General features: G+C 55.8%; 17 protein-coding genes. 5 read left to right on the top strand and 12 right to left on the bottom strand.

From position 1 onward, the window contains the following. Positions 1–6: 6 nt before the first annotated feature. The 4 genes from hslV to priA form a co-directional block, all read right to left on the bottom strand. The gene (gene hslV, locus PGR29_RS23625) at positions 7–537 is read right to left on the bottom strand and encodes an ATP-dependent protease subunit HslV (protein WP_015368930.1); all 531 of its coding nucleotides are present in this window, start codon (positions 535–537) and stop codon (positions 7–9) included. A 91-nt stretch (positions 538–628) separates the two neighbouring features. Then, positions 629–1,597 (bottom strand): cell division protein FtsN, encoded by a 969-nt coding sequence (gene ftsN / locus PGR29_RS23630; protein ID WP_113374899.1) that lies wholly within the window; start codon positions 1,595–1,597, stop codon positions 629–631. Positions 1,598–1,690: 93 nt separating this feature from the next. After that, a complete protein-coding gene (gene cytR, locus PGR29_RS23635; RefSeq protein ID WP_015368928.1) occupies positions 1,691–2,719 on the bottom strand; it encodes a DNA-binding transcriptional regulator CytR in 1,029 nt (342 codons plus the stop codon). A 149-nt stretch (positions 2,720–2,868) separates the two neighbouring features. Further along, a complete protein-coding gene (priA, locus tag PGR29_RS23640) occupies positions 2,869–5,064 on the bottom strand; it encodes a primosomal protein N' (protein WP_087858737.1) in 2,196 nt (731 codons plus the stop codon). 260 nt (positions 5,065–5,324) lie between these two features. Here priA and rpmE point away from each other — a divergent pair, with 260 nt between their 5' ends. Beyond that, positions 5,325–5,537 (top strand): 50S ribosomal protein L31, encoded by a 213-nt coding sequence (rpmE, locus tag PGR29_RS23645; protein WP_087858736.1) that lies wholly within the window; start codon positions 5,325–5,327, stop codon positions 5,535–5,537. Between the two features lie 101 nt (positions 5,538–5,638). On the opposite strand, the gene metJ is transcribed toward rpmE, so the two are convergent. Next, on the bottom strand, positions 5,639–5,956 hold the full coding sequence (metJ, locus tag PGR29_RS23650; protein ID WP_004107547.1) for a met regulon transcriptional regulator MetJ: 318 nt from the start codon (positions 5,954–5,956) through the stop codon (positions 5,639–5,641). 266 nt (positions 5,957–6,222) lie between these two features. Between metJ and metB the strand changes: the two genes are divergently transcribed. Continuing rightward, positions 6,223–7,383 (top strand): cystathionine gamma-synthase, encoded by a 1,161-nt coding sequence (gene metB / locus PGR29_RS23655; protein ID WP_015368924.1) that lies wholly within the window; start codon positions 6,223–6,225, stop codon positions 7,381–7,383. Positions 7,384–7,385: 2 nt separating this feature from the next. Beyond that, the gene (locus PGR29_RS23660) at positions 7,386–9,818 is read left to right on the top strand and encodes a bifunctional aspartate kinase/homoserine dehydrogenase II (RefSeq protein ID WP_045395300.1); all 2,433 of its coding nucleotides are present in this window, start codon (positions 7,386–7,388) and stop codon (positions 9,816–9,818) included. A gap of 32 nt (positions 9,819–9,850) precedes the next feature. Here PGR29_RS23660 and malI read toward each other — a convergent pair whose 3' ends face one another. Together malI and PGR29_RS23670 are read right to left on the bottom strand one after the other, a co-directional pair. Further along, positions 9,851–10,867 carry a Mal regulon transcriptional regulator MalI gene (malI, locus tag PGR29_RS23665; protein WP_113374903.1) on the bottom strand — a complete coding sequence of 339 codons (1,017 nt, stop codon included), beginning with the start codon at positions 10,865–10,867 and terminating at the stop codon, positions 9,851–9,853. A gap of 91 nt (positions 10,868–10,958) precedes the next feature. Further along, on the bottom strand, positions 10,959–12,458 hold the full coding sequence (locus tag PGR29_RS23670) for a PTS transporter subunit EIIC (protein ID WP_316425467.1): 1,500 nt from the start codon (positions 12,456–12,458) through the stop codon (positions 10,959–10,961). A 366-nt stretch (positions 12,459–12,824) separates the two neighbouring features. On the opposite strand from PGR29_RS23670, the gene metF reads away from it, so the two are divergent. Both metF and PGR29_RS23680 read left to right on the top strand, forming a co-directional pair. Further along, positions 12,825–13,712: a methylenetetrahydrofolate reductase gene (gene metF, locus PGR29_RS23675; RefSeq protein ID WP_087858732.1), complete on the top strand. Its 888-nt coding sequence runs from the start codon at positions 12,825–12,827 to the stop codon at positions 13,710–13,712. Positions 13,713–13,863: 151 nt separating this feature from the next. Beyond that, complete coding sequence (locus PGR29_RS23680) at positions 13,864–14,790, top strand: DMT family transporter (RefSeq protein ID WP_113374904.1); 927 nt, start codon at positions 13,864–13,866, stop codon at positions 14,788–14,790. A gap of 44 nt (positions 14,791–14,834) precedes the next feature. Here the strand turns inward: PGR29_RS23680 and nagE are convergent, their stop codons facing one another. The 5 genes from nagE to PGR29_RS23705 form a co-directional block, all read right to left on the bottom strand. After that, entirely contained in the window at positions 14,835–16,823 is a 1,989-nt protein-coding gene (gene nagE, locus PGR29_RS23685) for an N-acetylglucosamine-specific PTS transporter subunit IIBC (protein WP_316425468.1), read from the bottom strand. A gap of 260 nt (positions 16,824–17,083) precedes the next feature. Beyond that, positions 17,084–18,226, bottom strand: coding sequence for an N-acetylglucosamine-6-phosphate deacetylase (nagA, locus tag PGR29_RS23690; protein ID WP_316425470.1), 1,143 nt, complete (start codon positions 18,224–18,226; stop codon positions 17,084–17,086). Between the two features lie 10 nt (positions 18,227–18,236). Beyond that, on the bottom strand, positions 18,237–18,974 hold the full coding sequence (nagB, locus tag PGR29_RS23695) for a glucosamine-6-phosphate deaminase (protein WP_316425471.1): 738 nt from the start codon (positions 18,972–18,974) through the stop codon (positions 18,237–18,239). A gap of 8 nt (positions 18,975–18,982) precedes the next feature. Beyond that, complete coding sequence (locus tag PGR29_RS23700; RefSeq protein ID WP_316425473.1) at positions 18,983–19,897, bottom strand: glycyl-radical enzyme activating protein; 915 nt, start codon at positions 19,895–19,897, stop codon at positions 18,983–18,985. A 13-nt stretch (positions 19,898–19,910) separates the two neighbouring features. Then, the gene (locus tag PGR29_RS23705; protein ID WP_316425474.1) at positions 19,911–22,334 is read right to left on the bottom strand and encodes a glycyl radical protein; all 2,424 of its coding nucleotides are present in this window, start codon (positions 22,332–22,334) and stop codon (positions 19,911–19,913) included. Positions 22,335–22,446 lie beyond the last annotated feature (112 nt).

A 22,446-nucleotide genomic window follows, 5' to 3' on the forward strand; every position in this document is an offset into this window, starting at 1 on the left:
AGATCCTTACGCTTTAGAAGGTAATTCTTCGATGGTGTGGAAGTGGTTGGTATAGATGCAGATATCCCCTGCAATATCCAACGCTTTCTCGGCGATGTCGCGAGCGCCCATTTCGGTGTTTTCCAGCAGCGCGCGAGCGGCGGCCTGGGCATATGGCCCGCCGGAGCCAATCGCAATCAAATCGTTTTCTGGCTGAACCACGTCGCCGTTACCGGTGATGATAAGCGACGCGTTTTCGTCAGCGACGGCGAGCAACGCTTCCAGTTTGCGCAGCATGCGGTCGGTACGCCAGTCTTTCGCCAGCTCAACGGCGGCTTTCACCAGATGGCCCTGATGCATCTCGAGCTTACGTTCGAAAAGTTCGAACAGGGTGAAGGCGTCAGCGGTGCCGCCAGCGAAACCAGCGATCACTTTGTCGTTGTACAGACGACGCACTTTCTTCACGTTGCCTTTCATCACGGTGTTGCCCAGCGTGGCCTGGCCATCACCGGCGATAACGACATGGCCGTTACGGCGAACACTAACTATTGTTGTCACGAGCAGACCCCTTGGTTGCAAAAGCGGAATAGGGGCCCCGCGCGTTACGCGGGGCAGAATGCAATTATAGATGGGGGGGATTTTTGGGGTTTCAACCCCTGGCGGCGAGACGAATGCAGTTTGCGTGCCCGGCCATCTTGAGACGGTTGATCATATCGTTGGCGTTCTCTTTGCCTTTCAGCGGCCCAATCACCACCCGGTTCCAGCCGTTGTTGGTGGTGATATGCGAAGCAAAGCCCTCAAAGGCCAACTGAGCGCGTACGGTTTCGGCCTGCTCAGCGCCTTTAAAGGAACCACACTGAACCATCCAGCTGCGATCGTCTTTCTTTTCGGCGGCTGCGGCTTTCGGCGCTTCCTCCACGCGGGCGACCGGCGCGGCGGCCTGGCTTTTCGGTTGCGCGGTGGTGTTATGCGCCGGCGTCTGCAGCAGATCCTGGTACGGCTGCTGGTTGGACGCGGTTTGCTTCGGCTGCTGTTGCTGCACCGGCTTCGGCTGCTGGACGCGCGGCTGTTGCTGCACAGTTTGCTGCTGAGTCTGCGCCCACTGTTGCTGCTGCGCCTGCTGCTGTTGCTGTGCCAGACGTTGACGCTGCAGCGTCTGCTGACGCTGCGCCGGCGTTTGTTCGTTCCACGGCACTTCGGTCAGCTGCGTGGGCTGCTGACGCATATCCGCCTGCATTTGCGCCAGCAACTGGCGCTGCTCGTCGGTAAGCTGCTCGGGTTTCATCACTTCGCCGCCGGCGGTTGGCTCAGTCGGCGCGCGAACGCCCGGCTGGCGGCTTTCCAGCTCTTTAATATAGCGCCAACGCTCTTCCGGCTTCGGCGGGAGACCATTGCCTGCCGCCTGACGGTTCTGCAGCGCTTCCGCTTCTTCTTTCTTGTGATGGGTAATGAAATACAGACCACCGATAAAGGCCACCAGCACGGCCGCTGCGATCGCAACCATAGTCGGTGAAATCGCCGGAAGGCTGCTTTGCTTGTTCCTTGAGCTTCGGGAGCTGCTCTTTTTGCGCCGCGAAGGAGCCGGTTGGCTGCGGCGTACATAATCTCGTTGTGCCACTATCGTTTCGCTGTCTTATATTCGTTCGTCAGCCCGCCATGTTACTTAAGCGGCGGGCCTTTGACCAGAAGAGCAGGCCCGAAAGCCTGATGGTTATCGTCTGATTTTTTGCGTACTGCCGCGAACGATCAGTTCGCAATCGAGCAGACGCGAGCCGCTGTTGACGTTACGGCCCTGCATTTGCTCGAGTAAAAGCAGCATTCCTTCACGGCCGATATCAAAACGCGGCTGTGAAACGGTGGTTAACGGCGGATCGCAAAATTCAGACAACGCGATGTTATCAAACCCAACAATCGATAAATCTTCCGGCACCCTCAGGCCGCGACGTTTGGCCAGCGACAACGCGCCCAGCGCCATAACGTCGCTATGGCAAAAGACCGCCGTCGGCGGCACCGGCTGCGCCAGCAGTTGCTCCAGCGCGTTGGCCCCGGCTTCAAAGGTAAAGTTGCCGCGGGCGATGTAGTGCGGATCGACGGTGATACCGCTGCGGCGCAGCGCCTGAACGTATCCCTGCAGCCGGTAATGGCACAGCGGCATATCCTCCGGCCCGGCGATACAGCCGATACGTTGATGCCCCAGTTCGTGGAGATAATTAACGGCATTAAACGCGGCGGTCAGGTTATCGATATGCACGGTAGGGAGCTCCAGCTCCGGCGCAAACTCGTTCGACATGACCATCGGCGGCAAATTACGCTGCTCTTCGACGCTGGCGTCGAACGGCAGGCGCGAGCTCAGCAGCACCATACCGTCAATTTGTTTGGTGATAATGAGATCAATAAAGGTTTTTTCTTTCTGATTCTGATGGGCGCAATCGCCGATCAGCACCAGATAGCCTTCGTCGGCGGCGGTCACTTCAATGCCGCGAATCACCTCACTGAAGAAGGGATCGCAAATATCCGGCACGATCACAAGGATCGTCCGCGACTCATTGCGTTTCATGTTACGCCCGAGCGATTGCGGTAAATAGCCGACTTCCTGCGCCGCCTGCTCCACCCGACTGCGGGTTGCCTGCGACACTTTGTCGGGATTCATTAGCGCACGGGATACGGTTGCCGTTGAAACGTTTGCCTTCAGGGCGACGTCTTTCATGGTGGCGGCAACCATTTGTTTTTTGGGCTTCACCTGGTTTCTCCTCGCTGACTGCGCAGACACATCCCTTGCGTGCTGACATCAGCAACATTTTTAACAGATAGTACAGCCTGAGAGTTACAGAATTTTCATGAAAAACGTGACGGTTGTTGAATTTTTCGATCCGCCTCGCAAGAGAAGACTTAGCCTTCAATAGGATCGACATCCAGTACCCACTTCACCTTACGCGCTTCCGGCAGGGTGTTTATCAACGCCAGCGTACCGCTGACGATATGCTGTAGCCGTATGCGGGAAGGGTGCTGGAGTAGAATTTGCCAGCGCCAGCGCCCGCCGCGCTTCGGCGCCAGCGCGGGAACCGGGCCGAGTACCCACAGTTTATCATCGGCTAGCGGGCTGGCCTGCAGCAGGTTACGTAGCTGCTGTAAAAACAGCGGCGCCTGCTGGTTATTATGGTCTTCGGCGCGGATCAGCACGTGGCTGGTCCACGGCGGTAGCTGCATGGTTTGCCGCTCCGCCAGCGCCTGCTCGGCAAACGCATCGTAGCCTTTATACAGCAGGGTCTGCAGCAGCGGGTGTTCCGGATGGTGGGTTTGCAGGATTACTTCACCCTGTTTGCCCGCGCGCCCGGCGCGGCCGGAGACCTGGGTATAGAGCTGGGCAAAACGCTCCGCCGAGCGGAAATCGGCGGAAAACAGCGCGCCATCGACATCCAGCAGCGACACCAGGGTGACGTCCGGGAAATGATGTCCCTTAGCCAGCATTTGGGTGCCAATCAGAATGCGCGCGCCGCCGCGATGGACGTCGGCAAGATATTGCTCCAGCGCCCCTTTACGGCTGGTGGTATCGCGGTCGATACGTGAGATTGGCACATCAGGGAACATCGGCGCCAGCGCCTGCTCCAGCTGTTCGGTCCCGAGACCCACTGGCACCAGGTGTGTCGATCCGCAGGAAGGACATTGGCGTGGAATGGGGCGCTGGCTGTCGCAGTGGTGGCAGCGCAGATGGTGCTGCGCCTGATGCAGGGTGTAGTAACTATCGCAGCGCGGGCACTCCGCTATCCAGCCGCAGTCGTGGCACAGTAGCGCCGGGGCGAAACCGCGGCGGTTCAAAAACAGGATCACCTGATTGTCGGCCTGCAGATGCTGTCGCATGCGGTTAATCAGCGCAGGCGATAGGCCCGCCTGCAACTGCTGGCCTTTTAAATCCAGCACGTGCTGCTGTGCCGGACGGGCATTGCCCGCGCGTTTCGTCAGCTTTAACTCACGGTACTTACGCTGGCGTACGTTATAGAGCGTCTCCAGCGCCGGGGTTGCCGAGCCGAGGATAATCGGGATCTGTTCGCTATGGGCGCGCCATACCGCCAGGTCGCGAGCGTGATAACGCCAGCCTTCCTGTTGTTTATAGGAGCTATCGTGTTCTTCGTCGATGACAATAACGCCGAGGTCTTTAAACGGTGTAAACAGCGACGAGCGGGTGCCGATGACGATCGCCGCTTCGCCATTTTTCGCCTTTAACCATGATGCGAGGCGCTCGCTGTCGTTGAGACCCGAATGCAGGACCTCCACCGGGGCGTTAAAACGCTGGCGGAAGCGGGCGATAGTCTGCGGCGTCAGGCCGATTTCCGGCACCATTACCAGCGCCTGCCGACCCTGCGCCAGCACGTTCTCCAGTACGCTAAGATAGACTTCCGTTTTCCCTGAGCCGGTAATACCCGCCAGCAGCCAGGCGGAAAAACGGTCCGAGGCGCTATGAATTGCCCCGACGGCGGTCGCCTGCTCGGTATTCAGACGCAGCCGTTCGCCGGGCACAGCGAAGCTGGTCCGCCAATCGCTAATGGCTGGGGATTCGCTGGCCAATTCCGCCAGCCCTTTGCCGCGCAGCGCCTGTAGCGCCGCGTCATTGAATTCAAGCTCTGCGACCTGATAGCGCCAGATTTTGCCCTGGCGCAGCGCCGCCAGCGCCTGCTGCTGCTTCGGCGAGCGTTTAAGGCTGTTGATATCCAGCGCTTGTCCCTGTTCCGTCGCAAACCAGTACCACATTGGCGCGGCGCTGGCCGGTTTGCCCTGGCGCAGCATAATCGGCAGCGCGTGGAACAGCACGTCGCCGATGGGATGATGATAGTAATCCGCGGCCCATAGCAACATGCGCCAGACGGTAGAGGAAAAAACCGGTTCGCTATCCAGCGCTTCGGCGACCGGTTTGAGTTCGGCGAGCGGGAGTTCGCTACGCTCGCTGACCGACACCACGATACCGATTCGCTCCTGTTTGCCGAACGGCACGCGTACGCGACAGCCTGCTTTGACCAGGATGCCTTCAGGCAACAAATAGTCAAAGGTGCGGGGCAGCGGAACGGGCAGGGCGACATGAGCGACGGACATGGAATCTTCCTGACTTGAAATCTGGCGGGATAGTATACACATTACCGAAGGCGACGCGGATAAGTTTGCATCTGCTGGTCAAATTCTGTATGATTCGCCGCCTTTGGTGCGCTTTATGCCGCATCAAACATCCCAAAACCCGGGAAATTCGTTAAGCTGGTATGCGCCAGCTGTGCGAAGGTCGTCGGGAAATTATTAATATCGCGTGGTGTCTGGCGTTAGGGCTGGAAGAGCGACGCGGCCTTAACTGAGGTTCTCCCATGAAAAAAGGTATTCACCCAAATTACGAAGAAATTACTGCTACCTGTTCTTGCGGTAATGTCATGAAAATCCGTTCCACCGTTGGTCACGACCTGAACCTCGACGTGTGCGGTAAATGCCACCCGTTCTACACCGGCAAACAGCGTGATGTTGCTACCGGTGGCCGTGTTGACCGCTTCAACAAGCGCTTCAGCATCCCGGGCAGCAAGTAAGTTGCCAGAAAGAGCCGCCTCAGGGCGGCTTTTTTGTATCCTTCGTCTGGCAACGCCGAGGGATAAAAAAAGCGGAAGATGTCTTCCGCTTTTTTTATGTCTTAGTATTCCCACGTATCCGGGTCGATACCCAGTTCACGCATAATCTCTTTCGCCGCTTCCGGGATTTCATCGCTGCGCTCTTTACGCAGGTCTTCATCGTTAGGTAACGGTTGACCGGTAAAGGCATGCAGGAACGCCTCGCACAGCAGTTCGCTATTCGTGGCGTGACGCAGGTTATTCACCTGACGACGCGTGCGTTCATCGGTGAGGATCTTTAACACCTTCAGAGGAATGGAAACCGTAATTTTTTTTACTTGCTCACTCTTCTTACCGTGCTCAGCGTATGGGCTGATATATTCGCCGCTCCATTCAGCCATGAGATACCTTAATCCTCTGTTTATTAGTTAAGGGCCAGAACATTACGCCCGGCCATAATTGCGCGTAGTTTACCGTATGAGCGCGCTTTCCGACATGAGATAAGCCGCCGCCGACGTGCGCTAATGCATATAATTTTAACGGCTATTTGTCTTTTGCTCAATCTATACGCAAAGAAGTTTAGATGTCCAGATGTATTGACGTCTATTGTGACAATGATTACTCTGAGGCCTGACTTCTCACCGAACAGCCCAGGAACTGTCCAAACATGACGCGTAAACAGGCCACCATTGCAGTGCGTAGCGGTTTAAATGACGACGAACAGTACGGTTGCGTTGTCCCGCCGATTCACCTCTCCAGCACCTATAATTTCACCGGTTTCAATGAACCTCGCGCCCACGATTATTCCCGTCGCGGCAACCCGACTCGCGATGTCGTACAGCGCGCGCTGGCGGAACTGGAAGGCGGCGCGGGCGCGGTACTGACCAATACCGGAATGTCGGCTATCCTGCTGGTGACCACGGTGTTCCTGAAACCGGGCGATCTGCTGGTGGCGCCGCACGACTGTTATGGCGGCAGCTATCGTCTGTTTGACAGCCTGGCGAAACGCGGCTGCTATCGCGTGCGCTTTGTCGATCAAAGCGATGAGCAGGCATTACGTGAAGCATTAGCGGAACAACCGAAGCTGGTGCTGGTCGAAAGCCCGAGCAACCCATTGCTGCGGGTGGTCGATATTGCGAAAATCTGCGGGCTGGCGCGTGAAGCCGGCGCAGTGAGCGTGGTGGATAACACCTTCCTGAGCCCAGCGTTGCAAAATCCGCTGGCGCTGGGCGCCGATCTGGTGTTGCATTCGTGCACCAAATATCTCAACGGCCACTCTGACGTGGTCGCCGGGGTGGTGATTGCCAAAGATCCTGAGACTGTCACCGAACTGGCATGGTGGGCGAATAATATCGGCGTCACCGGCGGGGCGTTTGATAGCTATCTGTTATTGCGTGGTTTGCGTACCCTTTCTCCACGAATGGAAGTGGCGCAGCGCAACGCGCAGGCGATAGTCGACTATCTGAAAACCCAGCCGCTGGTGAAAAAGCTGTATCATCCGTCCCTGCCGGAGAATCAGGGGCACGAGATTGCAGCGCGTCAGCAAAAAGGTTTTGGAGCGATGCTAAGCTTCGAGCTCGATGGCGATGAGCAGACGCTGCGTCGCTTCTTGAGCGGTTTATCGCTCTTTACGCTGGCGGAATCGTTGGGGGGCGTTGAGAGCCTGATTTCCCATGCGGCGACGATGACGCATGCGGGCATGGCGCCGGAAGCGCGTGCGGCGGCAGGGATCTCGGAAACGCTCCTGCGTATTTCGACCGGTATTGAAGATGGTGAAGATTTAATTGCCGACCTGGAAAATGGCTTCCGGGCAGCAAACGAGGAATAAAGATGAGTGTGATTGCGCAGGCAGGGGCGAAGGGTCGTCAGCTGCACAAATTTGGTGGGAGTAGTTTAGCGGATGCGAAATGTTACCTGCGCGTCGCCGGGATCATGACGGACTATGCGCAGGCAGGCGATATGATGGTCGTCTCAGCCGCCGGTAGCACCACCAACCAGCTGATTAGCTGGCTGCAGCTAAGCCAGACCGATCGTCTTTCTGCGCATCAGGTGCAACAAGCGCTGCGTCGCTATCAAATGGATCTGATCGCCGGCCTGTTGCCGGCGGACGCCGCTGACGCGCTGATCGCGACGTTTATTCACGATCTTGAACGTCTGGCGGGTCTGCTGGATAGCGGCGTCACCGATGCGGTATATGCCGAAGTTGTCGGCCATGGCGAAGTGTGGTCCGCGCGCCTGATGGCGGCGGTACTGAACCACCTTGGCGTTGAAGCCGCCTGGCTGGACGCGCGCGCTTTCCTGCGCGCGGAACGTGCCGCGCAGCCGCAGGTTGATGAAGGCTTGTCCTACCCGTTGTTACAACAGTTGATGGCGCAGCACCCCAACAAACGGCTGGTGGTGACCGGCTTTATCGCTCGTAACAATGCCGGGGAAACCGTACTGCTGGGCCGTAACGGTTCCGACTACTCCGCCACCCAAATTGGCGCGCTGGCTGGGGTCTCCCGCGTCACCATCTGGAGCGATGTGGCCGGGGTTTACAGCGCCGACCCGCGTAAAGTGAAAGATGCATGCCTGCTGCCGCTGCTGCGTCTTGATGAAGCCAGCGAGCTGGCTCGCCTGGCGGCGCCGGTACTGCACGCGCGTACGCTACAGCCGGTTTCCGGCAGCGATATCGATTTACAGCTGCGCTGCAGCTACACCCCCGACCAGGGTTCGACGCGCATTGAGCGCGTGCTGGCATCCGGCACCGGCGCGCGTATTGTCACCAGTCACGACGACGTCTGCCTGATTGAATTCCAGGTGCCTGCCGGGCAGGATTTCAAGCTGGCGCATAAAGAGCTGGATCAGATTTTCAAACGCGCGCAGCTGCGCCCGCTGGCGGTGGGCGTGCATGCCGACCGTAAGCTGCTGCAGTTCTGTTACACCTCTGAGGTGGCCGATAGCGCGCTGAAGCTGCTGGACGAGGCGGGCCTGCCGGGCGAGCTGCGTCTGCGCCAGAAGCTGGCGCTGGTCGCGATGGTCGGCGCGGGCGTGACCCGCAATCCATTGCACTGCCACCGTTTCTGGCAGCAATTGAAAGGGCAGCCGGTAGAGTTTACCTGGCAATCGGAAGAGGGTATCAGCCTGGTGGCGGTACTGCGCGCCGGCCCAACCGAGAGCCTGATTCAGGGGCTGCATCATTCCGTGTTCCGTGCTGAAAAACGCATCGGTCTGGTGCTGTTCGGCAAAGGCAATATCGGTTCCCGCTGGCTGGAGTTGTTCGCGCGCGAGCAGAGCACGCTTTCCGCCCGTACCGGCTTTGAATTCCTGCTGGCCGGGGTGGTGGATAGCCGCCGTAGCCTGCTGAACTATGAAGGCCTGGATGCCAGTCGCGCATTGGCATTCTTTGAAGATGAAGCGGTTGAGCAGGATGAAGAGTCGCTATTCCTGTGGATGCGCGCGCACCCTTATGATGATTTAGTGGTGCTGGACGTGACCGCCAGCGAACAGCTGGCCGATCAGTATCTGGATTTCGCCAGCCACGGCTTCCACGTGATCAGCGCCAATAAGCTGGCGGGCGCCAGCAGCAGCGATAAATATCGCCAGATCCACGACGCCTTCGAAAAAACCGGCCGTCACTGGCTGTATAACGCCACCGTCGGCGCAGGCTTGCCGGTTAACCATACGGTGCGCGATCTCATCGATAGCGGCGATACCATCCTGGGGCTGAGCGGTATCTTCTCCGGTACGCTCTCCTGGCTGTTCCTGCAGTTTGACGGCACGGTGCCATTTACCGAACTGGTGGATCAGGCCTGGCAGCAAGGGCTGACCGAACCGGACCCGCGCGTTGACCTGTCAGGTAAAGACGTGATGCGCAAGCTGGTGATCCTGGCGCGCGAAGCTGGTTACAATATCGAGCCGGATCAGGTGCGCGTGGAATCGCTGGTTCCGGCGCATTGCGAAGAGGGCTCGGTTGACCACTTCTTTGAGAACGGCGAAGAGCTGAACGAACAGATGCTGCAGCGCCTTGAAGCCGCCCGTGAAATGGGGCTGGTGTTGCGTTACGTGGCGCGTTTTGATGCCAACGGTAAAGCACGCGTCGGGGTCGAAGCGGTGCGTCAGGAACATCCGCTGGCGGCGCTGCTGCCGTGCGATAACGTCTTCGCTATCGAGAGTCGCTGGTATCGCGATAACCCAATGGTGATTCGTGGGCCAGGCGCGGGTCGCGATGTTACCGCCGGGGCGATTCAGTCAGATATTAACCGTCTGGCGCAACTGCTGTAATCTCTCAAGCCGGCCCGCTGGGCCGGCCTTCATTATGCGGATTCCCGCGCGACGAGCTGCCCGGAGAGGGTGATATGCTGCGTCGGCAGCGTGGGTTCTTTGATCTTGCGGATAATTAACGCGGCGGCCTGACGGCCGGTCTCTTCGCTGGCGGAGGAGACATAGGTAAAGGACGGCGAGGTCAAATTCACATGCATCATATCTTCGAAACCCACCAGCGCCACCTGCTGGGTAAGAAAAACATCTTTACCTACCGTCCGCCCCACCTGATGAATACCGTTGAGACAGCCAATCATCGCGTCCGGCGAATGGCACAGCAGCGCGGTAATAGCGTTGTTCTGTTCCAGTAGCTGACGGGTGGCGATACTCGCGGCCTGCGTGTTGTCGTGACAGGCAGGCGCAAACTCTTCGCGCACCGCCATGCCGTTTTTCTCCAGCGTGCTGTAAAAGCCGAGCAATCGCTGCTGGCGGATGAGATCGTTTTCCTGACCGCCGATATAGGCAATGTAGCGATGGCCGCGCTCGATCAGATAACGCGCGGCGATGCTCGCGGCCTGACGGTTATCGCGGACCACGCGATCGCGGTTGTCGATTAACGGCGTTTGCGAGACGGCCACTAGCGGTAGCGGGCAACGCAGCAGCGCTGCTGGCAGCGTATTGCTGGTGGTATCAGCATCAAGATAAATCACGCCGGCGACGCCTTGTTGTTTAAATGACAGCAGGCAGCGATCCAGATAGTCGCTATCGTTAAGCGGCTGACCGAGAAAAACCATGTAGCCCTGTTTCTCCAGTTCCTGAACGATATTGGCCATCACTTTGATGGAAAAACTGTCGTTGAAATCGCGAAGAATCAGGCCGATCAGATTGGTGGTGTTGGCGCGAAGGTTGGCGGCGGCGACGTTATGCACATAGCCGAGCTCCTGGATGGCAGCATTGACTTTTTCGATGGTGGCGTCGGAAATCTTCCCTTTTTGACGTAATACCAGCGAGACCGTAGAAACGGAAACTCCGGCCAGTTTCGCCACATCTATAATGCTGACTTTCTTCAAAATCGCTCCATGAAAACTGTTGTATGACAGTCAGATAGCAGAAGATCGCTTCTCCGGGACAAGCGATCTTCCACACCATAACATCTTCTGCTTATTTGCCAATCATCCCCGACATGGTTTGGGCGATAAATTGCGCCCTGGCGCCAAAAATTATCTGGATACCGTTATCACCGACGAAGACTACGCCGCGCGCGCCGATACTGTTGAGGCCGTCTTTATCTACCGCATCGCGTTCGGCAACCTCCAGACGCAAGCGGGTGATGCAGGCGCCAACCGAGTCGATATTCTGCGAACCGCCGAGCAGGCTGACTATTTCGGTTGCCAGTTCGGTGTCGGTTTTATCATTGGCCGTTACGGTGATATCGGTACGTCCCGGTGTTTTCACATCGAAGCGGCGGATCACGAAACGGAAGGTGGAATAATAAATCAGCGCCATCGGCACGCCAACAATCACCGCGCTGAGGAAGTTTGTCTGATAGCCGTTCATGGAAGGCAAAATACCGAAGGAGATATAGTCGATAAGCCCGGCGGAGAACGACTTGGCGATATGCGCGTGCAGCAGGTACATGGTCATGTACGAGAGCCCCGCCATAATGGCGTTAAAGACGTACAGAATCGGCGCCACGAAGATAAAGGTGAATTCGACGGGTTCGGTGATGCCGGTCAGGAAGCAGGTCAGCGCGGCGGAGAACAGAATACCGGCCGCGATTTTTTTATTTTTAGTATGCGCTTCGTGATACATCGCCAGACAGGCGGCCGGCAGAGCGAACAGCATCAGCGGGAATTCACCCTGCATAAATTTGCCGGCGTTTTGATAACTGTCGGTGCTAAAGGATTTCACCCCTTCTTCCAGCATCTTAAACCAGATGGTCTGGTCGCCGTGGATCATCTGGCCTGCCTGGGTAGTGTAATCGCCGAAGGAGTACCAGAAGGAAGGGTACCAGATGTGGTGCAGGCCAAGCGGGATCAGCGCGCGTTCAACGAGGCCGAAAATAAAGGTTGAGGCGGCCTGGTTATCGCCGTTAATCACCATCGACAGGGAATCAATACCGGCCTGGATATGCTGCCAGACATAAGGTAGCAGCAGGCCGAGGATGAACGACAAGAAGGCGGTGGCGATCGCCACAAAGCGCTTACCGGAGAAGAAGCCGAGGAATTCCGGTAATTGCAACGTATGGAAGCAGTTATAACACCAGGCGGCGAGGATCCCGCAGATTAGCCCGCCGAATACCCCCATCTGTAACGTCGGGATGCCGACCACCATCGCGTATTTCCCGCCCTGTGCGGCCATTTCCGGCGTGATACCGAGCACGGTACCGATGGTGATGTTGGTGACGAAAACGGAGACCGCCGCCGATAGCGCGGCGATACCGGATTCTGACGCCAGGCCGACCGCGGAGCCGATAGCGAAGAGCATCGGTAGGTTATCGAAAATAATACCGCCGGCATTCATCATCAGCGGTAAATGGAATTTGTCCCCGAAGGCCAACAGCAAGCCGGCGGCCGGGAGGAGCGAAATCGGCAGCATTAAGGCGCGGCCGATCATCGACAGTTTTGATAATGATTTTATGAACCCTGACCACAGACTCATGCTGATTACCCCGAATAGATATTATTGGCGATGATATGTTAAGTAGAACGTTCTACTAGAACGTTCTACTTAATGTGGATCAAGGTTGACGTTGCTGCAATAGTAATCGGCGTGCCAAGGGGGGAGATGTGCGATTTTTTGAACTACTTCAAATTACGTTGTGGACAAAATCTGAAAACAACGCCAGGGCGCGCCTGGCCTGACGCCAGATGAACTTTTTTCACTTTGACTGAAAATTCCTCACTGTTTACGCAGATTTTTCTATTGACGCCCGCCCGCTTTTCCGTCATTTTTACATCTGGACGTCTAAACGTATAGAAGTTCGCAACACGACTGATAAATATAATGCGATTGATGAGGTAAGGTATGAGCTTTTTTCACGCCAATCAGCGGGAAGCCCTGAATCAGAGCCTGGCGGAAGTCCAGGGCCAGATTAATGTGTCCTTTGAATTCTTTCCGCCGCGTACCAGTGAAATGGAGCAAACCCTGTGGAAATCCATCGATCGCTTAAGCAGCCTGAAGCCAAAGTTTGTTTCCGTCACCTACGGGGCAAACTCCGGCGAGCGCGACCGCACCCACAGCATTATTAAAGGCATTAAAGACCGCACCGGTCTGGAAGCGGCGCCGCACCTGACCTGTATCGACGCCAGCCGCGATGAACTGCGCGCGATTGCCCAGGATTACTGGAACAACGGTATTCGCCATATCGTCGCGCTGCGCGGCGACCTGCCGCCGGGTAGCGGCAAGCCGGAGATGTACGCCGCCGATCTGGTCACGCTGCTGAAAGAAGTGGGTGACTTCGACATTTCCGTCGCTGCCTATCCGGAAGTCCATCCGGAAGCCAAAAGCGCGCAGGCCGATCTGTTAAACCTGAAACGTAAAGTAGAAGCCGGCGCTAATCGCGCGATCACTCAGTTCTTTTTTGATGTCGAAAGCTACCTGCGTTTCCGTGACCGCTGCGTCTCCGCCGGTATCGACGTGGAAATTATTCCGGGCATTCTGCCGGTCTCTAACTTCAAGCAGGCGAAGAAATTTGCCGATATGACGAACGTGCGTATTCCGACCTGGATGTCGAAAATGTTCGAAGGACTGGATAACGATGCCGAAACGCGCCAGCTGGTAGGGGCGAATATCGCCATGGACATGGTGAAAATTTTAAGCCGCGAAGGAGTGAAAGATTTCCACTTCTACACCCTGAATCGCGCCGAAATGAGCTATGCCATTTGCCATACTCTGGGCGTGCGTCCGGCGTAATCTCCTGCTTTACCTCTTGTTTCATCCTTCCCGGGGCGGCGAACTGCAATTCGCCGCCCTCTTTTTTAGCACGAAAAGTGCGCTCTGCCTTTAAGCAACCTGCCGCCAAAGCGAGTATAGTGCCCGCAAAAATAATGACGGTGGAGAAGTTATGACGGTTGCAAGGAACAGCAATCTCCTGGCCGGTTGCGGCCTCGTCCTGCTGACGCTTATCTGGAGCTACAGCTGGATTGCGATGAAGCAGGTAACGCTCTATATCGGAGCCTTCGATTTTACCGCACTGCGCTGCATCTTCGGCGCGATTGTGCTGATGGCGGTGCTGGCGCTGCGCGGGCGCGGCATGCGGCCGACGCCGTTTGGCTATACCCTGGCGATTGCGCTGCTGCAAACCTGCGGCATGGTCGGCCTGGCGCAGTGGGCGCTGATGAGCGGCGGCGCCGGTAAAGTCGCTATTCTCAGCTACACCATGCCATTCTGGGTGGTGATCATGGCGGCGCTGTTTTTAGGCGAGCGCATGCGGCGGCTGCAGTATGCCGCTATCGTACTGGCGGCGTGCGGTCTACTGCTGGTGCTGCAGCCGTGGCAGTTGGATTTCTCCTCGATGAAAAGCGCGCTGCTGGCGATCCTCTCCGGCATCAGTTGGGGAGCGAGCGCCATTGTCGCTAAACGCATGTATCGGCGCTATCCGCGCCTCGATTTACTATCATTAACCGCCTGGCAGATGCTATATGCCGCGCTGGTGATGAGCGTAGTGGCGTGGCTGGTGCCGCAGCGCAGCATTGACTGGCAGCCTGGGGTTTTTTGGGCGCTTGGCTATAGCGCGATCCTGGCTACGGCGGTGGCCTGGAGCCTGTGGCTGTATGTCCTGCGTAACCTGCCTGCCAGCGTCGCCGGCCTGAGTACGCTGGCGGTACCGGTCTGCGGCGTGCTGTTTTCCTGGTGGCTGCTGGGTGAAAATCCGGGGCTGGTGGAAGGCGCCGGCATTGTGCTGATTGTCGCTGCGCTGGCGATTATCAGCCTTAAAAAGCGCCACGCTCAGGGGCAATCTGTTGAGCGGCCGGCGACGGCGGCAAAGTAATCATTCAATGTGGCCGCAGGGCGCGGCCACATTGTCTATTAATTTTATCCCTTGATGTGGTACAGCGGTTCACCCGCTTTCACCTGACCCTGCGCTTTGATTTCCAGCTGCGCGAACTCCTCTATATTGCTGCAGAGCACCGGGCTTACCATCGAACGCACGTTAGCTTCGAGGTACACGAGATCCATTTCGAGAATCGGCTGACCTGCGACAACGGTAGCGCCTTCTTCCGCCAGCCGGGTAAAGCCCTGACCCGCCAGCGCAACGGTATCAATCCCCATATGCACCACGATCTCAGCGCCATCTTCGGTTTCAAGACAGAAGGCATGATTAGTGTTGAAAATCTTGATGAGAGTACCCGCCGCGGGTGAAACCACAATGTTGCTGGCCGGCAGGATGGCGACACCATCGCCGACGGCGCCGCTGGCAAAAGCTTCATCTGGGACGTGCTTCAGCGCGATCAGCTCACCGCTTACCGGTGCGACGAGCTCGATAACTCGCAATGCATTCGCTGCCTTGCGTGGACTGTTGTGGGCCTGCGCGGCATCGACATGGCCCGCTGTTTTCATGGCGGTGGCGATTTTTTCCGCCACGAAGCCAACGATTATCTGCACGTTGCTGGCGTTGAGGCGAATGACCCCGCTGGCGCCGAGGCGGCGAGCCAGCGCTTCATCGACCAGCGTTGCATCCTTAACGCCAAGGCGCAGGCGGGTGATGCAGGCGTCGATATTGGTGAGATTATCGGAACCGCCGATGGCGGCAATGTACTGGCGCGCCAGCGCGCTGATATCCTGCTGTTTTGCGGCGCTCAGGTTTACATCTTCGCCGTCGGCGGCGCTGCCGGCAACGGCCAGCTCGCGGCCCGGCGTCAGCAGGTTGAAGCGGGTGATGGTGAAGCGGAAAACCAGATAATAAATCGCGAAGTACACTAGTCCCATGGGGATAAGCAGATACCAGTGGGTTGCCAGCGGATTGCGTGATGCCAGTACCATATCGACCAGACCGGCGCTGAAGCCGAATCCGGCAATCCAGTGCATGCTGGCGGCGATGAAGACGGAAACGCCGGTTAAAAAGGCGTGGATGACGTACAGCGCCGGGGCCACGAACATGAAGGAAAATTCCAGCGGTTCGGTAATGCCGGTGAAGAAGGCGGCAAACGCGCCAGCCATCATAATCCCCATCACTTTCGCTCTATTTTCCGCGCGGGCGCATTGGTACATGGCCAGCGCCGCGCCCGGCAGACCGAACATCATGACCGGGAAAAAGCCCGCCTGATAACGACCGGTAATACCGACCACCGCTTTGCCAGAGGCGATGGACTGCGCGCCGCCGAGGAAATTAGGGATGTCGTTAATCCCGGCGACGTCGAACCAGAATACCGAGTTCAGGGCGTGATGAAGGCCGACCGGGATGAGCATGCGGTTGAAAAAAGCATAGATCCCCGCGGCTAATGAACCCAGTTTCTGTATATGTTCACCGAAGCTAACTAGTCCGCTAAAGACCACCGGCCAGATGAACATCAGGACAAACGCCACGACAATCATGGTAAATGAAGTGAGGATCGGCACCAGACGACGTCCGCTGAAGAACGACAGCGCTTTCGGTAACTCCGTGCTGCTAAAGCGATTATAGAGTTCAGCCGAAATAATGCCGACCATGATGCCGATAAACTGATTTTTAATCTTCGCAAAGGCCGCAGGCACCTGCTCGATTGGGATCTGTTGGATCATGGCGACAGCTGCTGGCGAACAGAGCGTGGTTAATACCAGAAAGCCGACAAACCCGGCCAGCGCGGCGGCGCCGTCTTTATCTTTCGACATGCCGTAAGCTACCCCGACGGCAAACAGGACGCCCATATTATCGATAATGGCTGAACCGGACTGAATACACAGTGCCGCCAGCGCGTTAGAACTGCCCCAGCCGTTGGGATCGATCCAGTAACCGATGCCCATTAAAATGGCGGCGGCAGGTAAAGTGGCGACGGGTACCATCAATGCCCGGCCGACTTTTTGTAGATAACCCAAAATATTCATATGAATTCCCTTAAAATAATAAATCCTGAAGCCGCATGTAATAAAGCGACTGACCTGTATAACGATGGGCAGTGAATTTAATTAGGCTTATTTTTTATTGTGGATTAGTTTTAAAGGATTTCAGGAGGTGTTTAATGTTAGCCAGGTCGCATTTTAATAAATATTAAAAAGGACTTAGGATGTTAATAAATAGAAGAAATGACAAAGTAGCGGTTATTTTTCAATAACCGCCATTGTTAAATGATATGGAGATGAATTAATTAATTTATTGACCAGGCTACCGTACCGCGACAATAGGTTGTATTCACCTGATAATTATCTTCAAGTACAACAATATCGGCATCGTATCCGCGCTGTAATTTCCCTTTTCGACTATCAAAACCTAATAACCGTGCCGGGTTAATGGTGCAGGATTTTAACGCTGCGCTAAACGGCACCATTGCTCTTTCGACCATATTATATAAGCCGCGATTGAGCTGTAGCGTGCTGCCGACCAGGACGCCGTTATCCCGCCGGGTCGCGCCATCATCGCCAAGCACCATCGGTTCGCCGCCGAACATATAGCGCCCCGGAGGACAGCCTTTCGCCTTCATCGAGTCGCTTATCATGATGATGTCATTATCATTTTTGCTACGATAAAGGTGGGCGGCGGCAACCAGGCTGACAAAGATACCGTCGGCAATCACCTCGCCGTACAGGCCGTCAAGATTCAGGGCGGCGCCAAGCAGGCCGGGCTCGCGATTGACATATTTCGCCATGCCGTTATACACGTGGGTGACATTTTTAGCGCCGTTGGCGACCGCCGCCAGCGCCTGCTCGAAAGAAGCATCCGAGTGGCCCATATTGACCGCAATCCCTTTCTGCGCGCAGTAGCGGGTCAGCGCAAACTGATGGTCTTCTTCCGGGGCAAGGGTAATGGCGATAATACGGTCGCGCGCCGCTTGTTCAAAGGCCTGAAACTGGGTGACATCGGCAGGGCGAATCTGTTTTTCCGGCTGCGCCCCGCGATAAAGCTGGCTCAGGAACGGGCCTTCGAGATGGATGCCCAGAATTTCCGCGCCGCTATATCCTTCGTCCATGACGCGGGAAATATTGTCCAGCGCCGCCAGTAGCGTCGCGTTTTCATCGGTAACGGTAGTTGGGCAAAAGGCGGTGACGCCTTCTTCCGGTAGGCGTGAGGCCCAACGGCGTAGCCCCTGCGGATCATTTTCGTTGGTGTCGTAATCCCAGGCGCCGTGCGCATGGCTATCGATAAGGCCGGGAATAATACGCCGTGCCCCGTAATCCTTATCCACGCGGGAGCTAAGCCCGGGAGTGATAGCGCTGATAAGTCCATCCTCAATGGTTATTTGCGCCGGATAAAAACCACCGGCCAGCCACACTCTTTCGCTCTGGATTATCATATGCTCACCTTTAGGCGCTGATAAGCGATGCCGCTTCACGGTCGCAAATGATGGTGACGTCCGCGTGCATCAATAGGAAGGAGGCAGGGAATTGCGGATCGATGCGCGTGCACTGGTGCAACTGCTTGATAACTTCGGCTTTTGATTGACCGTTAGCAATCAGCACAATCTTTTTGCTGCGCAAGATGGTCCCCATACCTAAAGTGATGGCCTGCCGGGGAACATCATCCTGGCTGGCGAAGAAGCGGGCATTCGCCGCAATGGTCTCTTCGTTAAGGTCGATGATATGGCATACCGGGCTATGGGTAGTATGGGGTTCATTGAAACCAATATGGCCATCGTGGCCAATGCCGAGAACGGTAATATCAAAATCGCCATGGCTTTGAATCAGACGTTCGTAGCGAACGCATTCGGCGTGCAGGTCGGGAGCCAGAATATCCGGTACAAAGGTATTTTCGTCAGCAATGTTGGCATGTTGATAGAAGTGCTGTTGCAGGAAATAATAATAACTTTGCGGATCGTTTTTGGCCAGCGGGATATATTCGTCGATATTAAACGAGAGGGCGCAGGAGAAATCGGCTTCGCCATCTTTCGCCATTCGACTCATTTCAGCCAGGAGGCCGACCGGAGTTCCGCCAGTCGGTAAGGCCATCACTAAATCCGGCTTTTTATTCAGCACCTGAGCAATATGTTCTGCCGCCTGAGCGCTCATTTTTTCGTAGGTGTCGGTAATAATAAAGTTCAACATGTTAATCCTTAACCGCCAATGGTGGCTTTTAGTCCAATATCTTCAGCGTATTGTTTAATTTGTTCCGTGACTTCGCGTTGGCATGCCGGGATGTTGTGCAGAAAATAGGGCATACCAAGCTTTTGATATTTACCGATGCCATAAATATGGTATTCGAGAATATCAACCTGTAAAACCGCCGGACCGAGTTTACGAATAAAGTCGAGACGCTGGCGAATATCCTCAGGATCGTCGTTACGTGTCGGCACGATCACCATTCGCGCGAGGATCGGCTTGCCCATAGCGGCGATCGCTTTGGCATTATCGAGGATCCGCCGATTGTCTACGCCGGTACAGGCAAGATGAGTCTCGGGGTTGAAAGCTTTAAAGTCGTAAGAGACCAGATCGACCGTTTCAATCAGCGGGCGCAGCTTTTCCCAGCGGATATTGCCTGCAGTATCGAGACATACGTGTACGCCCTGCGCTTTCAATATTTGCGCTGTTTCTTTGACGAACTCCGCCTGCAGCGCCGGCTCGCCGCCGGAAAAGGTCACGCCGCCTGCGCTTGAGTCGTAAAATGTTTTGTCGCGCAGTAGTAATTCCGCCAACTCGTGCGAGGTCATCTCTTTAGCGACTTTTTCATAGCCGTCGTAGGGACAGAGATCGACCATATCCAGCAAATTGTTGCAATTTCTACGGTCTATATTGACGCCATTGCCCGGTTCAGCAAGGGTAATGGCGTGGTTGTTCGCCGCCTGTACGCAGGTACCGCACTGGCGGCAGCGTTCTTTAAACCAGAAAACGTTGTGGCCTGGCCCGATGGTTTCCGGATTCGCGCACCACTGGCAGCGCAGGTTGCACTGTTGCATAAAGACGGTGCTGCGTATTCCTGGGCCATCTTTGGTGGAATAACGTTGAATTCGGGAAATCAGGCCAGTTCTCATCGCGTTTCCTCTCTTACCAGCTCAGTTCGGTGCGCGCGATAATCGCATCCTGCGCTTCCGGCATCAGCGTTGAGAACAGCGCGCAATACCCGGCAACGCGCACCATCAGATTCGGGTAATCCTGCGGATTCGCCTTTGCGGCGCGCAGAATATTGGAATCAATGATGTTGAACTGGTTATGGAAGATGTTTTTCTCACGGCTGGCTTCCATAAAGGCGGTAAATTTCTCCAGATTATCATCGCCTTCCAGCGCGCTTGGCGTGAACTTCATGTTCAGCAACTGGCCGCCGGCGATTTTCTGGTTCGGCAGTTTCGCAACCGAGTTAATGACCGCCGTCGGGCCTTCTTTATCCGCGCCGAGGCACGGAGAGGCGCCTTCGTTCAGCGGTAGTGTTGCCAGGCGACCATCCGGCGTGGCGCCGACGTCAAAACCATTCGGCACGTATGAAGTAATATTAGAGGTCGACATGGTATAGCCGCAGCCTTTCGGCCCCTTACCATAGCGATCGGTTTTGTATTTCGGCAGCAGTTTGAGATAGGACTCGAATACATCGGCGACGATATGATCGACATAGTCGATATCGTTACCAAACTTCGGCGCATTGCGGCACAGTTTGCGCACGCGCGCGCCTTCCAGACCTGCAAAGTTGCTATCCATGGCGTCGCGCAGCTGTTGAAGCGTCAGGACCTTATCGTCGAAGACCAGCTTTTTCACTGCCGCCAGGCTGTCGCCGACTACGGAAGGGCCGATGTTGGAGGAACTCACGAAATCATATTCCGCGCCGCCGTTTTTCAACGTCTTACCGCGTTCAAGTGAACAGTTAATCGTGGCGGAGGCAAAGGCATCGGCATCGTGATATTTCAGCGCCCGGTCGCAGACCAGATCGCAATCTACCGCCAGATCGGAGTAAAACTCCAGTAGCTGGTTCCATGCCGCCCATACTTCATCATAAGACTGATAGTTTATCTCGCGGCCTTCTTTACCGTTGATTTTAACTAACTGCACGCCGGTTGCCGGATCGCAGCCGTTGTTCATCACCAGCTCAAGGATTTTGCCAAAGTTCACGTAGGTCATGCCGGTGGCGCGATGCCCCCAGCGGCCTGGGATCGCGGTTTCTACGCAACCCATTGAAGCGTATTCGCGGGCGACTTCTTCCGTCAGGCCCAGCGTCATCATGGCAGGGATAACCACTTCGTCGCAGAAGATCGACGGCATACCGAAGCCTTTACGAATGAGCTTTGCAGAATCCTGCATCAGCGAATGCGGGGTATCTTTTGAGAAACGAACGCTGAGGTTTGGTTCCGGCAGGCCGGTTAGCGCCATAGCTTCCAGCGAAAGATAGGAAAGATCGTTAGTGCCGTCACTGCCGTCAGGCTTCATGCCGCCAACCATCAGGTTGGAGTAAAGCGGATAGCCCCCGCTGTACTGAGTATGACCCCACGGGCGCACTTTATTCAGGCTGTTAGTCATGATGAAGAAGTGGGTCAGGATCTCCAGCGCTTTCTCTTTGCTGATCTTCCCGGCTTTGACATCGGCTTCGTAATACGGCCAGACGTACTGGTCGAAGCGGCCAAAGGAGAAAGAGTGGCCGTTGCTTTCAATCATCATCAGCAAATGGGTAAGGTAGACGGTTTCCACGGCTTCATAGAAGCTACGGGCTTTCCCTTCCATCAGATGGGCGAACATGTCGCTCATCGCCAGCAGTTCGTCGCGGCGTTTGGCATCGGAAACTCTCGCCGCTTCGGTTTTAGCAAGCGCGGAGAAGCGCTTGCAGTATTTCAGCGCGGCTTCCATGGTAATAATAACCGCCTGATAGAAATCTTTTTGCTCGTCGGTCAGGTTGTCGTCATTTTCCAGGTGCTGTTTGGCGATATCGCGCATACCGCCATAGCCAACTTCCAGTACGAAATCGTGGTTCGGAATGATATGGCCGTCGCCGGACATGCTGATGCCGCCGCGGTGCAGCACGCCCTGTTTTTCCGCGAGGCGGTTAATTTGCGGCAAGTTGGCAAGCACTTCATCCTGGTGGGTTTTTCCCTGCCAGTAATCCTGCAGGGCGCGCAGACGGGCCTTAGTGGACTCGGAAACGCGGAAACTATCACCGGAACGCTTATCAAATTCGTCCAGTTCATCGATAACCCAGTTAAAGGAGAATTCCGGGAACACCGGAGCGGCAAAATTGGCGCTCGCCTGGTTGCCGACAATCAGCATATCCGGTTCGATATAGATGGTCATTTTCTCCAGAATATCGGCTAACGCCAAAGCCCGGCGAATCACGATGGACTGGCCTTCGGAGCGTTTAAACGACTCGGTGATGATCTCTGCTCGTTCCGGACACAGCGTCGCTACGCGATGGAACATCTGATCCTGTTTTTTAGCGATACGCGCGAAGTCGCAATCGTCGTTGGTAGGTTTGAAGCTCAGTAATCCGTTCATAAAGACCTCAATTCTGGAGGGGGTATCGCTATTCCACGCCTGAGGTGTTCTTTTGTCAATTCATTTATGATCTTTTGTGTTCTATTTATCATTAATAAATCTAAAAAGAACA

The organism is Klebsiella sp. 141203 (genome assembly GCF_032601985.1).
GTDB classification, from domain to species: Bacteria; Pseudomonadota; Gammaproteobacteria; order Enterobacterales; family Enterobacteriaceae; genus Klebsiella; species Klebsiella aerogenes.

Coding starts and splice junctions, on each gene's coding strand:
- priA (WP_087858737.1), bottom strand. CDS start 5,064: ATGTCCGTCGCTCATGTCGCCCTGCCCGTTCCGCTGCCCCGCACCTTT.
- rpmE (WP_087858736.1), top strand. CDS start 5,325: ATGAAAAAAGGTATTCACCCAAATTACGAAGAAATTACTGCTACCTGT.
- metJ (WP_004107547.1), bottom strand. CDS start 5,956: ATGGCTGAATGGAGCGGCGAATATATCAGCCCATACGCTGAGCACGGT.
- metB (WP_015368924.1), top strand. CDS start 6,223: ATGACGCGTAAACAGGCCACCATTGCAGTGCGTAGCGGTTTAAATGAC.
- PGR29_RS23660 (WP_045395300.1), top strand. CDS start 7,386: ATGAGTGTGATTGCGCAGGCAGGGGCGAAGGGTCGTCAGCTGCACAAA.
- PGR29_RS23670 (WP_316425467.1), bottom strand. CDS start 12,458: ATGAGTCTGTGGTCAGGGTTCATAAAATCATTATCAAAACTGTCGATG.
- metF (WP_087858732.1), top strand. CDS start 12,825: ATGAGCTTTTTTCACGCCAATCAGCGGGAAGCCCTGAATCAGAGCCTG.
- PGR29_RS23680 (WP_113374904.1), top strand. CDS start 13,864: ATGACGGTTGCAAGGAACAGCAATCTCCTGGCCGGTTGCGGCCTCGTC.
- nagE (WP_316425468.1), bottom strand. CDS start 16,823: ATGAATATTTTGGGTTATCTACAAAAAGTCGGCCGGGCATTGATGGTA.
- nagA (WP_316425470.1), bottom strand. CDS start 18,226: ATGATAATCCAGAGCGAAAGAGTGTGGCTGGCCGGTGGTTTTTATCCG.
- nagB (WP_316425471.1), bottom strand. CDS start 18,974: ATGTTGAACTTTATTATTACCGACACCTACGAAAAAATGAGCGCTCAG.
- PGR29_RS23700 (WP_316425473.1), bottom strand. CDS start 19,897: ATGAGAACTGGCCTGATTTCCCGAATTCAACGTTATTCCACCAAAGAT.
- PGR29_RS23705 (WP_316425474.1), bottom strand. CDS start 22,334: ATGAACGGATTACTGAGCTTCAAACCTACCAACGACGATTGCGACTTC.